Source organism: Pseudomonas sp. IT-P4 (assembly GCF_949767755.1).
Lineage (GTDB): Bacteria > Pseudomonadota > Gammaproteobacteria > Pseudomonadales > Pseudomonadaceae > Aquipseudomonas > Aquipseudomonas monachiensis.
Map to the genome: position 1 here is coordinate 437733 of NZ_CATKPX010000023.1, position 14619 is coordinate 452351.

The 14619-nt window shown below is 60.6% G+C and carries 19 protein-coding genes; 8 read left to right on the forward strand and 11 right to left on the reverse strand.

The features are described from left to right. The first annotated feature begins 142 nt into the window (after window positions 1-142). The 4 genes from ftsY (at window position 143) to rpoH (ending at window position 4310) form a co-directional block, all read left to right on the forward strand. Window positions 143-1648, forward strand: a complete 1506-nt coding sequence (gene ftsY / locus ACM6IT_RS08570; protein WP_414917812.1) for a signal recognition particle-docking protein FtsY — start codon at window positions 143-145, stop codon at window positions 1646-1648. Then, window positions 1645-2316, forward strand: a complete 672-nt coding sequence (ftsE, locus tag ACM6IT_RS08575; protein WP_007975383.1) for a cell division ATP-binding protein FtsE — start codon at window positions 1645-1647, stop codon at window positions 2314-2316. Before ftsY ends, ftsE begins: the two co-directional genes overlap by 4 nt. Beyond that, a complete protein-coding gene (gene ftsX, locus ACM6IT_RS08580) occupies window positions 2313-3335 on the forward strand; it encodes a permease-like cell division protein FtsX (RefSeq protein ID WP_414917813.1) in 1023 nt (340 codons plus the stop codon). The genes ftsE and ftsX overlap by 4 nt, the downstream gene beginning before the upstream one ends. 120 nt (window positions 3336-3455) lie before the next feature. Further along, window positions 3456-4310, forward strand: coding sequence for an RNA polymerase sigma factor RpoH (gene rpoH, locus ACM6IT_RS08585; protein WP_007975386.1), 855 nt, complete (start codon window positions 3456-3458; stop codon window positions 4308-4310). Window positions 4311-4457: 147 nt separating this feature from the next. On the opposite strand, the gene mtgA is transcribed toward rpoH, so the two are convergent. Continuing rightward, window positions 4458-5180: a monofunctional biosynthetic peptidoglycan transglycosylase gene (mtgA, locus tag ACM6IT_RS08590; RefSeq protein WP_056726479.1), complete on the reverse strand. Its 723-nt coding sequence runs from the start codon at window positions 5178-5180 to the stop codon at window positions 4458-4460. A gap of 74 nt (window positions 5181-5254) precedes the next feature. Here mtgA and ACM6IT_RS08595 point away from each other — a divergent pair, with 74 nt between their 5' ends. The 4 genes from ACM6IT_RS08595 (at window position 5255) to trmB (ending at window position 7507) form a co-directional block, all read left to right on the forward strand. Then, window positions 5255-5626, forward strand: coding sequence for a DUF423 domain-containing protein (locus ACM6IT_RS08595; protein WP_414913466.1), 372 nt, complete (start codon window positions 5255-5257; stop codon window positions 5624-5626). Between the two features lie 90 nt (window positions 5627-5716). Further along, a complete protein-coding gene (gene thiS / locus ACM6IT_RS08600) occupies window positions 5717-5917 on the forward strand; it encodes a sulfur carrier protein ThiS (RefSeq protein ID WP_167394879.1) in 201 nt (66 codons plus the stop codon). Between the two features lie 60 nt (window positions 5918-5977). Further along, window positions 5978-6772 carry a thiazole synthase gene (locus ACM6IT_RS08605; RefSeq protein ID WP_007975390.1) on the forward strand — a complete coding sequence of 265 codons (795 nt, stop codon included), beginning with the start codon at window positions 5978-5980 and terminating at the stop codon, window positions 6770-6772. A 9-nt stretch (window positions 6773-6781) separates the two neighbouring features. Further along, window positions 6782-7507: a tRNA (guanosine(46)-N7)-methyltransferase TrmB gene (gene trmB / locus ACM6IT_RS08610; protein WP_056726481.1), complete on the forward strand. Its 726-nt coding sequence runs from the start codon at window positions 6782-6784 to the stop codon at window positions 7505-7507. Between the two features lie 131 nt (window positions 7508-7638). Here trmB and ACM6IT_RS08615 read toward each other — a convergent pair whose 3' ends face one another. The 10 genes from ACM6IT_RS08615 to ACM6IT_RS08660 form a co-directional block, all read right to left on the reverse strand. Next, the gene (locus tag ACM6IT_RS08615; RefSeq protein ID WP_007987827.1) at window positions 7639-7962 is read right to left on the reverse strand and encodes a DUF3392 domain-containing protein; all 324 of its coding nucleotides are present in this window, start codon (window positions 7960-7962) and stop codon (window positions 7639-7641) included. A 9-nt stretch (window positions 7963-7971) separates the two neighbouring features. Then, window positions 7972-9177, reverse strand: coding sequence for a radical SAM family heme chaperone HemW (gene hemW, locus ACM6IT_RS08620; protein ID WP_414913464.1), 1206 nt, complete (start codon window positions 9175-9177; stop codon window positions 7972-7974). After that, window positions 9174-9770 carry an RdgB/HAM1 family non-canonical purine NTP pyrophosphatase gene (gene rdgB / locus ACM6IT_RS08625; protein WP_409078152.1) on the reverse strand — a complete coding sequence of 199 codons (597 nt, stop codon included), beginning with the start codon at window positions 9768-9770 and terminating at the stop codon, window positions 9174-9176. The genes hemW and rdgB overlap by 4 nt, the downstream gene beginning before the upstream one ends. Further along, window positions 9767-10201 (reverse strand): DUF4426 domain-containing protein, encoded by a 435-nt coding sequence (locus tag ACM6IT_RS08630; RefSeq protein WP_056726484.1) that lies wholly within the window; start codon window positions 10199-10201, stop codon window positions 9767-9769. The genes rdgB and ACM6IT_RS08630 overlap by 4 nt, the downstream gene beginning before the upstream one ends. 26 nt (window positions 10202-10227) lie before the next feature. After that, on the reverse strand, window positions 10228-10848 hold the full coding sequence (metW, locus tag ACM6IT_RS08635; RefSeq protein WP_056726485.1) for a methionine biosynthesis protein MetW: 621 nt from the start codon (window positions 10846-10848) through the stop codon (window positions 10228-10230). A gap of 7 nt (window positions 10849-10855) precedes the next feature. Then, window positions 10856-11995, reverse strand: coding sequence for a homoserine O-succinyltransferase MetX (gene metX / locus ACM6IT_RS08640; protein ID WP_056726486.1), 1140 nt, complete (start codon window positions 11993-11995; stop codon window positions 10856-10858). A gap of 184 nt (window positions 11996-12179) precedes the next feature. Further along, complete coding sequence (locus ACM6IT_RS08645; RefSeq protein WP_056726487.1) at window positions 12180-12473, reverse strand: DUF167 domain-containing protein; 294 nt, start codon at window positions 12471-12473, stop codon at window positions 12180-12182. 4 nt (window positions 12474-12477) lie between these two features. Beyond that, window positions 12478-13068 (reverse strand): YggT family protein, encoded by a 591-nt coding sequence (locus ACM6IT_RS08650; protein ID WP_056726488.1) that lies wholly within the window; start codon window positions 13066-13068, stop codon window positions 12478-12480. A 10-nt stretch (window positions 13069-13078) separates the two neighbouring features. Further along, the gene (gene proC, locus ACM6IT_RS08655; protein ID WP_414917814.1) at window positions 13079-13897 is read right to left on the reverse strand and encodes a pyrroline-5-carboxylate reductase; all 819 of its coding nucleotides are present in this window, start codon (window positions 13895-13897) and stop codon (window positions 13079-13081) included. Window positions 13898-13932: 35 nt separating this feature from the next. Further along, on the reverse strand, window positions 13933-14619 hold the full coding sequence (locus ACM6IT_RS08660) for a YggS family pyridoxal phosphate-dependent enzyme (RefSeq protein WP_056726490.1): 687 nt from the start codon (window positions 14617-14619) through the stop codon (window positions 13933-13935).

The window sequence follows — 14619 nt, forward strand, 5'->3', positions numbered from 1 at the left end:
AATCGATTCCTTGAGGCGCCGATGAGCACCTCGACAAAATGTTGCGCGTGAACAAGCTGGGTGAAACATAGTCTGTTCTGCATCGAATATTTATTTGCCGGGGCGCCATTGGCGCGTCGCTACCGTGAGATAGCCGTCCTCCATGTTTGGTTCCAACGACGACAAGAAGACCCCAGCTGCGGCTGGCGAGAAAAAAAGCCTGTTCGGATGGCTGCGCAAAAAGCCGCAGGAACCCGTCGTCGAACAGCCACAAGCCATTCCTGAACCAGCGCCGACGCCGGTCCCGGTAATAGAAGAAGCGCCCGCGTCGGTTGCTTTGCCGATTGCCGAGCCGTTGCAGCAACCCAAGGTTGAAGCCGCTCCCGAACCCGTCAGCGAAATCGTCACCGAACAGCCGTTGGCCCCGACGGCCGAGCCGTGGTTGACCCTGCCGGTGGCCGAAGAACCCGTGGCATTGGTCGAAAATGACCTGGCTCCTCACGTGACACCACCGATTCCGGCTCCGGTAGCGTTTACGCCTGCACCGGCTCATGTGCCTGTGGTCGAACCTATTGTTGAACCAGTCGTCGTAGCCGAGCCTGTGCCTGTTGTCAGCCAGCCAGAGGTTCCGGTATTCGTTGCTCCGGTTGCTCAAGCACCGGCACCCGCTCCGATTCCTGAGCCGATCGCGGTACCCGTTGAAGCTCCGGCGGAACTGGTACGCACCGAAGAAACCAAAGCCGGTTTCTTCGCCCGCCTCAAGCAGGGCCTGTCCAAGACCAGCGCCAGTATCGGCGAAGGCATGGCCAGCCTGTTCCTGGGCAAAAAGGTTATTGATGACGAGCTGCTCGAAGACCTCGAAACCCGTTTGCTGACCGCCGACGTTGGTGTTGAAGCCACCTCGGTGATCATTCAGCGTTTGACGCAGAAGGTAGCGCGCAAGGAGCTGGCCGACGCCGATGCCCTGTACAAATCCCTGCAAGCCGAGCTGGCAGCGATGCTCAAGCCTGTCGAGCAGCCGCTGAAAATCACCTCGCAGAACAAGCCGTTCGTGATTCTGGTCGTCGGCGTCAACGGTGCCGGCAAGACCACTACCATCGGCAAGCTGGCGAAGAAACTGCAGCTGGAAGGCAAGAAAGTCATGCTCGCCGCCGGCGATACCTTCCGTGCGGCGGCGGTGGAGCAATTGCAGGTCTGGGGTGAGCGCAACAAGATCCCGGTGATCGCGCAGCACACTGGCGCCGACTCGGCTTCGGTGATCTTCGACGCCGTGCAGGCCGCCAAGGCTCGTGGCATCGATGTCCTGATCGCCGACACCGCCGGCCGCCTGCACACCAAAGACAACTTGATGGAAGAGCTGAAAAAGGTTCGCCGGGTGATCAGCAAGCTCGATGCCGACGCACCTCACGAAGTGCTGTTGGTGCTTGACGCCGGCACCGGCCAGAACGCCATCAACCAGGCCAAGCAATTCAACCAGACCGTTGAACTGACCGGCCTGGCGCTGACCAAGCTCGACGGCACCGCCAAGGGCGGGGTGATTTTCGCCCTGGCCAAGCAATTCGGCCTGCCGATCCGCTACATTGGCGTCGGCGAAGGCATCGACGATTTGCGTACCTTTGAAGCAGAACCCTTTGTCCAGGCATTGTTTGCCGAACGGGAGCGTTCATGATTCGTTTCGAACAGGTCGGTAAGCGCTACCCGAACGGTCACGTCGGCTTGCATGAGCTGAGCTTTCGAGTCCGCCGTGGCGAGTTCTTGTTTGTCACCGGCCATTCCGGTGCCGGTAAATCCACGCTGTTGCGCCTGTTGCTGGCGATGGAGCGCCCGACCAGCGGCAAGCTGCTGCTCGCCGGGCAAGACCTGAGCACCATCAGCAACGCGCAGATTCCTTTCTTGCGCCGACAGATCGGTGTGGTGTTCCAGAATCACCAGTTGCTGTTCGATCGCACGGTGTTCAATAACGTCGCGTTGCCTTTGCAGATCCTGGGGTTGTCCAAGGCCGAGATCGCCAAGCGCGTGGACTCGGCACTGGAGCGCGTGGCGCTGTCGGATAAAACCGATCTGTACCCGGGCGACCTGTCCACCGGTCAGCAGCAGCGCGTCGGCATCGCCCGCGCCATCGTCCATCGTCCGGCCTTGCTGCTGGCGGATGAACCGACCGGTAACCTCGACCCGCGTCTGGCCGCCGAGATCATGGGCGTGTTCGAAGACATCAATCGCCTGGGTACCAGCGTGCTGATCGCCAGTCACGACCTGGCCCTGATCGCCCGCATGCGCCATCGCATGCTGACGTTGCAACGCGGTCGATTGATCGGTGACGGGGAGGCCGCGGTATGAGTGCAACACGTAGCCCCAAGGTTTCCGAGCGTGTGGCCCCGAAGGCCGCCGATCCGCAGCCGAAAAAGAAAAAACGCGATGATGACGACGGGCCGGACTTTGCCACGTTGTTCCGCGCCTGGATCGAAAGTCATCGTGCCAGTCTGGTGGACAGCCTGCGCCGCCTGGGCAAGCAGCCCATCGGCAGTTTCTTCACCTGCATGGTGATGGCGGTGGCCCTGAGTTTGCCCATGGGGCTGTCACTTTTGCTAAGTAACGTCGAGCGCCTCGGTGGCTCCTGGCAGCGTGCGGCGCAGATTTCCCTGTATCTGGACCTTGAGGCCAAGCCGGCCGAAGGTGAATCTCTGCGCGATCAGATCAAGGGCATGCCTGGCGTCGCCGAGGCCGAATATGTTGGCCGGGATCAGGCGCTGGAAGAGTTCCAGCAACAGTCCGGGCTGGGCGAGGCGCTCAAGGAATTGCCTGAGAACCCGTTGCCGGGCGTGGTCCTGGTGACGCCGAACGAAGTCGACAAGCCGGCCCTTGAAGCATTAAGACAAAAACTATCCGAGTTGCCGAAGGTACAACAGGCGCAACTTGATTTAGTCTGGGTCGAGCGTCTGGCAGCCATCCTCAAGCTGGGTGACCGTTTTGTCTTCGGTCTGACCGTGCTTCTGGTTTCTGCATTACTTTTGGTGATAGGCAATACCATTCGTCTTCATATTGAAAACCGCCGCACAGAGATAGAAGTGATTAAACTGGTTGGCGGCACTGACAGCTATGTGCGCAGGCCCTTTCTGTATATGGGCGCGTTGTATGGCTTCGGTGCGGGGATTCTGTCCTGGGGCGTCCTGGCGTTCGGCCTTGATTGGCTGAACGACGCGGTGGTAGGGCTGGCCGGTTTGTACGGCAGTGATTTTGCACTGGCTGGAGTGCCAGTTGCCGACGGTCTGTCTCTCTTGCTTGGCGCGGTGCTGTTGGGGTATATCGGTGCATGGATTGCAGTCGCACGCCACCTGAGGGAGCTTGCGCCTAAGTAGTATCATTTTGCTCGTATTGACCTTTCAGCGTTTTTGGGTTTTAGGGAACTTGTCTTTCGGTTTCCGGTCAATTTTCGCAGTGCTGAACTGCACGAGTTTGTAAGTCGGAGGTTTTTTCGTATGACCAATTCTTTGCAACCTGCATATGCTCTGGTCCCGGGTGCGAACCTGGAGGCCTATGTGCACACCGTCAACAGCATTCCATTGCTGTCGCCGGAGCAGGAGCGTGAACTGGCCGAGAGTCTCTATTATGAGCAGGATTTGGGGGCGGCTCGGCAGATGGTGCTCGCCCACCTGCGTTTTGTCGTACATATCGCCCGTAGCTATTCCGGCTACGGCCTGGCCCAGGCTGACCTGATCCAGGAAGGCAACGTCGGCCTGATGAAGGCCGTGAAGCGCTTCAACCCGGAAATGGGCGTGCGCCTGGTGTCCTTTGCCGTGCACTGGATCAAGGCGGAAATCCACGAGTTCATCCTGCGCAACTGGCGCATCGTGAAAGTCGCGACCACCAAGGCCCAGCGCAAGTTGTTCTTCAATCTGCGCAGCCAGAAGAAGCGTCTGGCCTGGCTGAACAACGAAGAAGTCCATCGTGTAGCGGAAAGCCTGGGTGTAGAGCCTCGGGAAGTGCGCGAGATGGAAAGCCGCCTGACCGGCCATGACATGGCCTTCGACCCGGCTGCCGAAGCGGACGACGACAGTGCTTTCCAGTCGCCGGCCAACTATCTGGAAGACCACCGGTACGACCCGGCCCGTCAACTGGAAGATGCCGACTGGAGCGACAACTCCAACCACAACTTGCACGAAGCGCTGGAAGTGCTGGACGACCGCAGCCGTGACATCCTCTACCAGCGCTGGCTGGCGGAAGAAAAAGCCACGTTGCATGACCTGGCGCAGAAGTACAACGTGTCGGCCGAGCGTATTCGTCAGCTTGAGAAGAGTGCGATGAACAAGCTCAAGTTGTCGATCGCTGCGTAATCGGCGAGCAGGCAATAAAAAACGCCCCGGTCATTGATCGGGGTGTTTTGTTTTCAGGCTCAAAAGATCGCAGCCTTCGGCAGCTCCTACATAGGATTGCGTACCCCAGTAGGAGCTGCCGAAGGCTGCGATCTTTGATTTTTTCAGTTACTGCGCCCAAGGCGCCCGACGCGAATCGTTCAGCCCGACCAGATAGCTGTCGCCGCCCAGTTGGCTCATCTGTCGCCGAATCCAGCCTGCGCGTCGCGCCACGTAAGCGGTCGGATGGCTCGCACTCCACACGCGAGGATTGGGCAATACCGCAGCCAACAAGCTCGATTGCTGGCGGCTGAGGTTCTTGGCGCTCACACCAAAGTGATGCCGGGCCGCCGCTTCGGCGCCAAACACGCCGTCATCCCACTCGACACTGTTGAGGTACACCTCAAGAATTCGCTGCTTGGGCCAGAGCACTTCGATCAGTCCGGTGAACCAGGCTTCCAGGCCTTTGCGCAGCCAGCTGCGGCCAGACCACAAGAACAGATTTTTCGAAACCTGCTGGCTCAGGGTGCTGGCGCCACGGATCGAACCGCCGCGCTCGTTATGGGCAAACGCCGCCTGAATCGCACCGATATCGAAGCCCCAGTGCTCCGGGAATTTCTGGTCTTCGCCGGCAATCACCGCGACTTTCAGGTCATCGGAGATCTCGTCCCAGGGTTTCCAGGTCCGTTGCAGGTCGATGGGTTCGCCGTCAAACCAGGACTCGATCTTGCGCTCGACCATTAGCGTCGTCCCCGGCGGCGGCACCACGCGAAAGATCAGCACCAGCAATACGCTGCCACCCATGAACCAGAGCACGGCCTTGGAGAAATGACGGAAATAGATACGCAGCATAGAGATGGCTTGGCCGAACCCGTTGAGCGGGCCATTATACAGACCCTTTGGATCGAAACTGACTGGAGTTCTGCATGCTGCGTGGCTTTGTGATGCTGGCCGCTTTTTTCGGCTTCACCGGTGTCGGCCTCGGGGCCTTTGCCGCCCATGGCCTGAAGAGCCGCCTGAGCGCCGATTACCTGGCGATCTTCCACACTGGCGTCACCTATCAACTGGTGCACGCCCTGGCGTTGCTCGGTGTTGCAGCGCTGGCCACGCAAATTCCCGGTCGACTCGCCACCTGGGCCGCTGCATCGTTTGCCATCGGTATCCTGCTGTTCTCCGGTAGCCTGTATGTATTGGCGCTGACGGGCATCGGCAAGTTCGGCATCATCACCCCGTTCGGTGGTCTGGCCTTTCTGGTGGGCTGGTTTTGCCTCGGACTTGCCGCCTGGCGCCTGAGCTGACTTAACGGTCCATTTCATGACGAATGGCTTGGGTCGGCCTGACTGATCGGGCTAGAATGCCAGCCCCTAAAAATGATGGCGGCATCCGGCATGCGCATTCAGTTGAACGGCGAATCCCTTGAACTGCCCGACGGTGAAACCGTTGCGGCCCTGCTGACCCGTCTGGACCTGACCGGACGTCGGGTGGCGGTCGAACTCAATCTGGATATCGTCCCGCGCAGTCAGCATGCAGACACCACATTGAATGACGGCGACAACGTCGAAGTGGTGCACGCCATCGGCGGCGGCTAGCAGCCTCGGCCCAGTGGCCACAGAATTCAGCAAGTACCTCACCCCTACAGAGGATTTCCCATGAGCATCGTTCGCAGCGACAAGCCTTTCGTCCTGGCCGGTCGTACTTACCAGTCGCGTTTGCTGGTCGGTACCGGCAAGTACCGTGACATGGAAGAAACCCGCCTGGCCATCGAAGCCTCGGGTGCCGAGATCGTTACCTTCGCCGTGCGCCGCACGAACCTTGGCCAGATCGAGGGCGAGCCGAACCTGCTCGAAGTGCTGTCGCCGGATCGCTACACCTTCCTGCCGAACACCGCCGGTTGCTACGACGCCATCGAAGCCGTGCGCACCTGCCGCCTGGCCCGTGAGCTGCTCGATGGCCACAACCTGGTGAAGCTGGAAGTGCTGGCCGACCAGAAAACCCTGTTCCCCAACGTGATCGAAACCCTCAAGGCCGCCGAAACGCTGGTCAAGGAAGGCTTCGACGTCATGGTCTACACCAGTGATGATCCGATCATCGCCCGTCAGTTGGCGGAAATCGGCTGTATCGCGGTGATGCCGCTGGCCGGTCTGATCGGCTCTGGTCTGGGGATCTGCAACCCGTACAACCTGCAGATCATCCTCGAAGAAGCCAAAATCCCGGTGCTGGTGGATGCCGGTGTCGGTACTGCTTCCGACGCTACCATTGCCATGGAACTGGGTTGTGATGCGGTGCTGATGAATTCGGCCATCGCCCACGCCCAGCAGCCGGTCATGATGGCTGAAGCCATGAAACATGCGATCGTCGCAGGCCGCCTGGCTTACCTCGCCGGCCGCATGCCGAAAAAACTCTATGCCAGCGCCTCTTCGCCGCTGGATGGTCTGATCAAGTAAGAGCCATTGATGACTGAATCGAACGACACGCCAATCCAGACGGAAGAAGGCGACGAGCGCCAACACCGCCGCATCAAGAGCTTCGTGATGCGCGCCGGGCGCATGACCGAAGGCCAGCAAAAGGGCCTGGAGCAGGGCACTCCGCTGTTCGTGCTGCCGCTGGCCGACGCGCCGGTGGATTTCGACCAAGTGTTCGGTCGCTCGGCACCGCGCTCGCTGGAAATCGGTTTCGGTATGGGCCATTCGCTGCTGGAAATGGCCGCCGCTTCGCCGGATCAGGATTTCATTGGCGTCGAGGTTCACCGTCCGGGTGTCGGGGCGCTGCTCAATGGCGTGCTGACGCAAGGCCTGACCAACCTGCGGGTCTACGATTGTGATGCCATCGAAGTGCTCAACCGTTGCGTGGCCGATAACAGCCTCGATCGCCTGATGCTGTTTTTTCCGGATCCGTGGCACAAGAGCCGTCACCACAAGCGCCGTATCGTTCAGGCGTCCTTCGCTGAACTGGTGCGCAGCAAGTTGAAAGTCGGCGGCATTCTGCACATGGCCACCGATTGGGAGCCGTACGCCGAATACATGCTGGAAGTGATGAACGTTGCGCCGGGTTACCGCAACCTCGCCGAAGACGGCAAGTGCGTACCGCGCCCGGCCGAGCGGCCGATCACCAAGTTCGAACGCCGTGGCGAACGTCTTGGGCATGGCGTGTGGGATTTGAAGTTCGAGAAGCAGTCCTAAGCATCACCCAATACAAACTGTGGGAGCGGGCTTGCTCGCGAAGGCGTCGTGTCAGTCGACATTAATGTTGTCTGATGCACCGCTTTCGCGAGCAAGCCCGCTCCCACAGTTGTTTTAAGGTGTGGCTGAGATCAGCGGCGGTCTGCCACAACGCCAATCAACACCAACACTACCAGCAACACCGGCGCGAGGCTGTAGTTATTGAACTGGCTCAAGCCGCGCACGACCCACGGCGTGGCATAGATCAGCGCCGCGCCGCTGCCGATCATGCACAGCAGGGACATCAGTGGCACGCGCAACGCGCCGGCGATGCTGCCCAGGCGTTGCTCGACCCAGCCTTTGAAATCCGCACCAAACAGCACCAGCAGGCAGCCCACCAGGGCCAGGGCGATTTCCGAGAGGTTGCTGCGGCTCCAGCGAGACACGGTGGCAAGCAGGTCGAGTACCAAATCCATTCGATTTCCTTATGTCAGAAATTTCTGCAGCAAGTCGTTGAGGAAGAGTTGTCCGCGTTCGGTGGCTACCAGACGTGACGGTTCGACCTGCAACAGGCCGCTTTGTTCGGCTTCGCGGCGGCCTTCAGCAAGGCTTTCCAGTGTCATGCCGGTGCGTTCCGGGTACAGCCGTGATTCGACGCCTTTAGTCAGGCGCAGCGCGTTCATCAGGAATTCGAACGGCATTTCATCGTTGCCCAGCGCTTTCTCGCCGGCCTGGAAGTTTTTTGCCGGATTCAGGTAATCCTTCGGCAGGCGGGTCTTCCAGGTGCGAATGATGCGCCCGTCCGGATGGCTGAGCTTGCCATGGGCGCCGGCGCCGATGCCAATGAAGTCGCCAAAACTCCAGTAATTGAGGTTGTGCCGTGCCGGGCGACCGGGCAGGGCGTAGGCCGAGACTTCGTATTGCGCGTAACCGTGTTCAGCCAGCAGCGCTTGCCCGGCTTCCTGGATGTCCCACAGCGTGTCGTCTTCCGGCAGCGTCGGCGGCTGGTTCCAGAACACCGTGTTCGGTTCCAGGGTCAGTTGATACCACGACAGGTGTGTCGGCTTCAGGGCGATGGCTGTGCGCAGGTCGGCCAAGGCATCGTCCAGGGACTGATTGGGCAAGCCATGCATCAAGTCCAGGTTGAAGTTGTCGAACCCGGCCTGCCGCGCCATGCCAGCGGCGCGTACGGCTTCGTCGCCGTTGTGGATGCGGCCCAAAGCCTGAAGCTTTTCTTGCTGGAAGCTCTGGATGCCGATCGACAGGCGATTGATCCCCAGTTTCCGGTACGCGACGAACTTGTCTTGCTCGAAGGTCCCCGGATTGGCTTCCAGCGTGATTTCGATGTCGCTGGCAAACGGGATGCGTTGTTCGATGCCTTTGAGCAAGCGACCCAGCGAATCAGCACTGAACAGGCTTGGCGTGCCGCCACCAAAGAAAATCGAGCTCAGCTCACGACCATAAACGGCGTGCAGGTCCTGGTCGAGATCGGCCAGCAATGCGTCGACGTACTCTTCTTCCGGCAACACAGGGCTGGCGGTGTGGGAGTTGAAGTCGCAATAAGGGCATTTGCGCACGCACCACGGGATGTGGATATACAGCGCCAGTGGCGGCAGCACAGGCAGGGCTGCCCGAGGCGATTGAGCATCGCCGCCGAAGATCAGCGGCGACGCGGATGATTCACGGGTCATTTCAAGCCCAGACGCTGGCGCAGCAGATCCATTGCACGGGCGCGGTGGCTGATCTGGTTCTTGTCGCCCGGGCTCAGCTCGGCGCTGGAGCAATCGCGCTCCGGCACCCAGAACAGCGGGTCGTAGCCAAAGCCGTGTTCGCCGCTGGCCTGGGTCAAGATTCGCCCGTGCCACAAACCTTCGCAGAGAATCGGCAATGGATCATCGGCGTGGCGCACCAGTGCCAGCACGCACACGAACTGCGCACCGCGCTCGGCTTCAGGCACGTCTTTCAATGCGTCGAGCAGCTTGGCGTTGTTCGCCGCATCGCCCTTGCCGTCGGCATAACGCGCCGAGTAGATGCCTGGCGCGCCGCCAAGGAAATCCACCGCCAGCCCGGAATCGTCGGCCAACGCCGGCAGGCCGGAAATGCGCGCGGCATTGCGGGCCTTGAGGATGGCGTTTTCGACGAACGACAAACCAGTCTCTTCGGGCTCGACACTGCTGAACTCGCCGATTGAGCGCAGATGCACCGACTCGCCGAGCATGGCCTGGAGTTCCTTGAGTTTGCCGGCGTTATGGCTGGCCAGTACGAGTTGCGTGAAGTTGATCATTGGCCAGGGAAGAGCTCTTGGTTGAAATTGATGGTGTTTATCTTGTCGCCGGTCTGCACCTTGATGTTGAAGGTGCGGACTTCCTGCTGGGGTACCGGGTATTGGGCGATGTAGTAGATCGCTCCTTGCTCGGTGACCTGCTTGAAGTTCAGTGTATAGCTTTGGCTGGTCAGGTCTTTGACGGTGCCGCTGACCTCGGCCGTCATCGGCGTGCCGGCCTTGATCACCGTAATGTTGATCACGCCCTGATCCTTGCTGCGAGTCAGTTGGGCGGCCTTGGCAACGTCCGGTAGCAGGTAGGTGGAGTTGAAGGTGTTGTAGTGCACCGTCACGTCACCGAAGGTTTCCTTGCGTTCGCTCTTGATGGCGTCGGCGGCCATGGCGGTGATGCTCAGGCAGGCAGTGAGTAAAAACAACGCTAGACGACCCATGATCGTTCTCCTTGAAATAGGGTGGATCAGACTGCGACCTTGTGATCGGAAAGTCCCGGGCTGCTGACCCGGTAGATACCGATCTCACCTAACAGATTAGGCCATAGCTTGCTGGCCCACCCGTGCCGATGCTGTTGATCCACGGCAAGCCGATCAATGACCTTCGCTTCACGTTCGCGACACAAGGCTTCAAAGTCCGCGAAGGTGCAGAAGTGAATGTTCGGCGTGTTGTACCAGGTGTACGGCAGGAACTCGGAAACCGGCATGCGGCCCTTGCTCGCCAGGTACCAGCGGCAGCGCCAATGACCGAAATTCGGGAAAGTGATGATGCACTGACGGCCGACGCGCAGCATTTCCTCGAGGATCCTGTCCGGGTAGTGCACCGCTTGCAGCGCCTGGGTCATGACCACGACATCGAAACTGTTGCTGGCAAAGTTGCCCAGGCCCTTGTCCAGGTCCTGTTCGATGACGTTGATGCCCTTGGCCACGCACTCGGCGATGTTGTCGGCGTCGTTTTCCAGGCCATAACCGGTGACTTGCTTGTTATCGCGCAGCCAGGTCAGCAGCTCGCCATCGCCGCACCCGAGGTCGAGCACGCGGCTGCCGGCGGGGATCCATTCCTGGATGATTTCCAGATCAGCTCTCATGGCTTTCTCACAACGTAATGCGGTTCATGTAATTGCCGAATGCCTGCAGGTAGCGCGGGATCGGAATCAGGAAGGCGTCGTGGCCTTGCGGAGCGTCGATCTCGAGGTAGCAGACGTCCTTGCGCGCGGCCATCAGTGCGTCCACCAGCTCCCGCGAGCGGGCAGGGGAGAAGCGCCAGTCGGTGGTGAACGACATTACGCAGAACCTGGCTTTTGCACCTTCAAAGGTTTTCGCCAGGTTATCGTCGAAGTTCGCTGCCGGATCGAAGTAATCGAGCGCTTTGGTCATCAACAGGTACGTGTTGGCATCGAAGCGTCCGGAGAACTCTTCGCCCTGATAGCGCAGGTAGCTTTCCACCTGGAACTCGACGCTGTGGAAGTCGTAGTTGAGCTTCTCGCTCTTGAGCCCGCGGCCGAATTTCTCGCCCATGGAGTCGTCGGACAGGTAGGTGATATGCCCGACCATCCGCGCCAGCATCAGGCCGCGCTTGGGGATCACGTTGTGTTCCTGGAACGAGCCGCCGTGGAATTCAGGGTCGGTGAGGATCGCCTGGCGCGCCACTTCGTTGAACGCGATGTTCTGTGCAGACAGCTTGGGCGCCGAGGCGATGGCCAGGCAATGACGGATGCGGTCTGGGTAGGTGATGCTCCATTGCATCGCCTGCATGCCGCCGAGGCTGCCGCCGATCACGGCCGCGAACTGGGCGATGCCGAGACGATCGGCCAGGCGCGCCTGGCTGTGCACCCAATCCTCGACGGTTAACACCGGGAAGTCGGCGCCGAACGGCTTGCCGGTGTCCGGGTTGATGCTGCTCGGGCCGGTGGAGCCGTTGCAGCCGCCGAGGTTGTTCAGGCTGACCACGAAGAACTTGCTGGTGTCGATCGGCTTGCCGGGACCGATGCAGCTGTCCCACCAACCGGGCTTGCGGTCGTCGACGCTGTGGTAGCCGGCGGCGTGGTGGTGACCGGACAGGGCGTGGCAGATCAGCACGGCGTTGCTCGCCGTGGCATTGAGCGTGCCGTAGGTTTCGTAAATCAGGTCATAGGCCGGAAGCGAACGGCCGCAGGCCAACGCCAGGGGTTCGCTGAAGTGCGCCACTTGCGGCGTCACCAGACCAACAGAATCGGGGGGAAAGGCAGCTGGCATCGACCCTGCTCTCATTGAAATGAGGCGTAAGTCTAAAGACCGCTGGGGTAAGCGGCAAGCAAAGGCCGGGCCTGATTTCATTCAGTAAGACTGAGGTGCACCATTCGCGAGCAAGCCCGCTCCCACAGGGGGACGCATTCCAATGTGGGAGCGGGCTTGCTCGCGAATGAGGCGACTCGGTGGATCAGGCTGGACGCACCAGATCAGGCAAGTCCGGCAGCTTCTTCGGCGAACAGATCCGCACCCGTTTCTGCCGGTTCAACTCGCCGCTGAGCAGGCTGACCTGGCTCTTGGATACGCCAAAGGCCTTGGCCAGGAACGCCATCAGATACGCGTTTGCCTTGCCCTCGACCGGCGGCGCGGTCAGGCGGATCTTCAGGCGATCGCCGTGCAGCCCGCAGAAGTCATCGCTACGGGCTGCCGGTTGCAGGTGACACTCCAGAATCAGGTCGTCACCGTCCCAGCGAAACCAGCTCACCGGGTCAGATCAACACGCGGAGGATTTCCGGCATCATGGTCATGGCGGCGAGGTTGTTGATCACCAGCATGTCGAACAGCTTGAGTGCCAGGAACGCAAAGATCGGCGACAGGTCCAGACCGCCCAGGTTCGGCAGGAACTTGCGGAACGGCGCCAGGGCCGGTTCGCAGACGTCGTTCACCAGTTCGGCGCCGGGGTTATGGCTGCCCGGGGCGACCCAGGACAGGATCACGCTGATGATCAGGGCGAAGAAGAAAATCTTCATGAACAGCGCGGTCACCCCGATGATCGACCAGATCAGCAGTTGCAGCGGGTTGCCGGTGGTGCCGTAGGTCAGCAGCAGGGTCAGGGCCATCAGCGCCAGTTGCACCAGGATCGCCAGCACCAGCGAGGACATGTCCAGGCCGAACACGCTCGGGATGATCCGGCGCAGTGGCTTGAGCAGTGGCTGAGTGGCCTTGACGATGAACTGGCAGATCGGGTTGTAGAAGTTCGCCCGCACCAGTTGCAGCACGAAGCGCATCAGCACGATCAGCAGGTACAGGCTGCCGAGGGTTTGCAGCACGTAGACCGCTGCGGTGTTCAATCCAATCATGAAAAGCTCCTTATTGACCCAGTTGTTCGGCCATCTCGGCCGAGCGATGCGCGGCAGCGCCGAGTGCTTTTTCGACCAGGGCTTCAAAGCCATTGGCCTGGAACGACTTGATTGCAGCTTCCGTGGTGCCCGCAGGCGAGGTGACGCGGCGGCGCAGCTCGGCGGCGTCGACGTCGCTGGAGACCGCCATGTGTGCGGCGCCCAGGGCGGTTTGCAGGGTCAGTTGCGCGGCGATGTCCGCCGGCAGGCCGAGCTTCACGCCGGCGGCGGTCATGGCTTCGATCAACAGGAAAAAGTACGCCGGGCCCGAGCCGGAAACGGCGGTGACGGCATCCAGTTGCTGTTCTTCATTCAGCCATAGGGCGATGCCGACCGCGGACAGCAACTCCTGGGCCTGCTGACGTTGTTCGGCGGACACCTCGGCTGTCGCAAACAGGCCGCTCGCGCCCTGACGCACCAGCGCCGGGGTGTTGGGCATGCAGCGCACGATCGGCTGGGCGCCGAGCCAGTTGTTCATGCTGGCGCAGGTGATGCCCGCTGCAATCGAAACCACCAGTTGATCGGGCTTGAGGCTTGGGCGAATGGCTTCGCACACGGCTTTCATCGCCTGCGGCTTGACCGCCAGCACGACCACGTTGGCGCCATCGATGGCCTGGGCGTTGTCGGCAAAGGTTTCGATGCCGTGTTCAGCGCTCATGCGGGCGCGGGTTTCTTCGCCCGGATCGCTGGCGCGGATCTGCGCTGCTTCCAGACCCTTGGCCCGCAGGCCGCCGATCAGGCTGGCGGCCATGTTGCCGGCACCGATAAAGGCAATACGTGTCTTGCTCATGTCAGGTCCTTATAAAGAGAGGAGTCAGCCATTTTTCAAGGCTGACCGTAGTCGCGGGCGCCAAACAGGGCGGTGCCGATCCGCACCCAAGTGGCGCCTTGGGCGATGGCCGATTCGAGATCGTGGCTCATACCCATGGAAAGTGTGTCGAGCGGCAGGTTCAGGCTGGCTTGCAGGCTTTGCACGGCCGCGAAAGAGGCATCCTGGGCGGCGCGATCTTCAGTCGGCTCCGGAATGGCCATCAATCCGCGCAGTTTCAGGCGCGGCAGGTTACTGATGGCGTTGGCCAAGGCTGGCAGGTCGGCCGGGGTGCAGCCGGATTTGCTGGCTTCACCGCTGACATTGACCTGAATGCAGATGTTCAGGGGCGGCAGATCGGCGGGACGTTGTTCGGACAGGCGTTGTGCGATTTTCAGGCGATCCACGGAATGCACCCAGTCGAAGTGCTCGGCGATAGCGCGAGTCTTGTTCGATTGAATGGGGCCGATGAAGTGCCAGATCAAGGGCAGGTCGGCCAGTTCCAGCTGTTTGCCCAGCGCTTCCTGCAAGTAGTTCTCGCCAAAGTCGCGCAGGCCGGCAGCGTAGGCTTCACGCAGGTCCTGAGCGGGTTTGGTCTTGCTCACAGCCAGCAACCGGACGCTGTTTTCGGCGCGGTTCGCGGCAAGTGTTGCGGCATGTATGCGCGAACTAACCTGAAGAATGTTGTCTGCTATGGTGGACAT

Coding starts and splice junctions, on each gene's coding strand:
- ftsY (WP_414917812.1), top strand. CDS start 143: ATGTTTGGTTCCAACGACGACAAGAAGACCCCAGCTGCGGCTGGCGAG.
- ftsE (WP_007975383.1), top strand. CDS start 1,645: ATGATTCGTTTCGAACAGGTCGGTAAGCGCTACCCGAACGGTCACGTC.
- ftsX (WP_414917813.1), top strand. CDS start 2,313: ATGAGTGCAACACGTAGCCCCAAGGTTTCCGAGCGTGTGGCCCCGAAG.
- rpoH (WP_007975386.1), top strand. CDS start 3,456: ATGACCAATTCTTTGCAACCTGCATATGCTCTGGTCCCGGGTGCGAAC.
- mtgA (WP_056726479.1), bottom strand. CDS start 5,180: ATGCTGCGTATCTATTTCCGTCATTTCTCCAAGGCCGTGCTCTGGTTC.
- ACM6IT_RS08595 (WP_414913466.1), top strand. CDS start 5,255: ATGCTGCGTGGCTTTGTGATGCTGGCCGCTTTTTTCGGCTTCACCGGT.
- thiS (WP_167394879.1), top strand. CDS start 5,717: ATGCGCATTCAGTTGAACGGCGAATCCCTTGAACTGCCCGACGGTGAA.
- ACM6IT_RS08605 (WP_007975390.1), top strand. CDS start 5,978: ATGAGCATCGTTCGCAGCGACAAGCCTTTCGTCCTGGCCGGTCGTACT.
- trmB (WP_056726481.1), top strand. CDS start 6,782: ATGACTGAATCGAACGACACGCCAATCCAGACGGAAGAAGGCGACGAG.
- ACM6IT_RS08615 (WP_007987827.1), bottom strand. CDS start 7,962: ATGGATTTGGTACTCGACCTGCTTGCCACCGTGTCTCGCTGGAGCCGC.
- hemW (WP_414913464.1), bottom strand. CDS start 9,177: ATGACCCGTGAATCATCCGCGTCGCCGCTGATCTTCGGCGGCGATGCT.
- rdgB (WP_409078152.1), bottom strand. CDS start 9,770: ATGATCAACTTCACGCAACTCGTACTGGCCAGCCATAACGCCGGCAAA.
- ACM6IT_RS08630 (WP_056726484.1), bottom strand. CDS start 10,201: ATGGGTCGTCTAGCGTTGTTTTTACTCACTGCCTGCCTGAGCATCACC.
- metW (WP_056726485.1), bottom strand. CDS start 10,848: ATGAGAGCTGATCTGGAAATCATCCAGGAATGGATCCCCGCCGGCAGC.
- metX (WP_056726486.1), bottom strand. CDS start 11,995: ATGCCAGCTGCCTTTCCCCCCGATTCTGTTGGTCTGGTGACGCCGCAA.
- ACM6IT_RS08650 (WP_056726488.1), bottom strand. CDS start 13,068: ATGATTGGATTGAACACCGCAGCGGTCTACGTGCTGCAAACCCTCGGC.
- proC (WP_414917814.1), bottom strand. CDS start 13,897: ATGAGCAAGACACGTATTGCCTTTATCGGTGCCGGCAACATGGCCGCC.
- ACM6IT_RS08660 (WP_056726490.1), bottom strand. CDS start 14,619: ATGTCCACCATAGCAGACAACATTCTTCAGGTTAGTTCGCGCATACAT.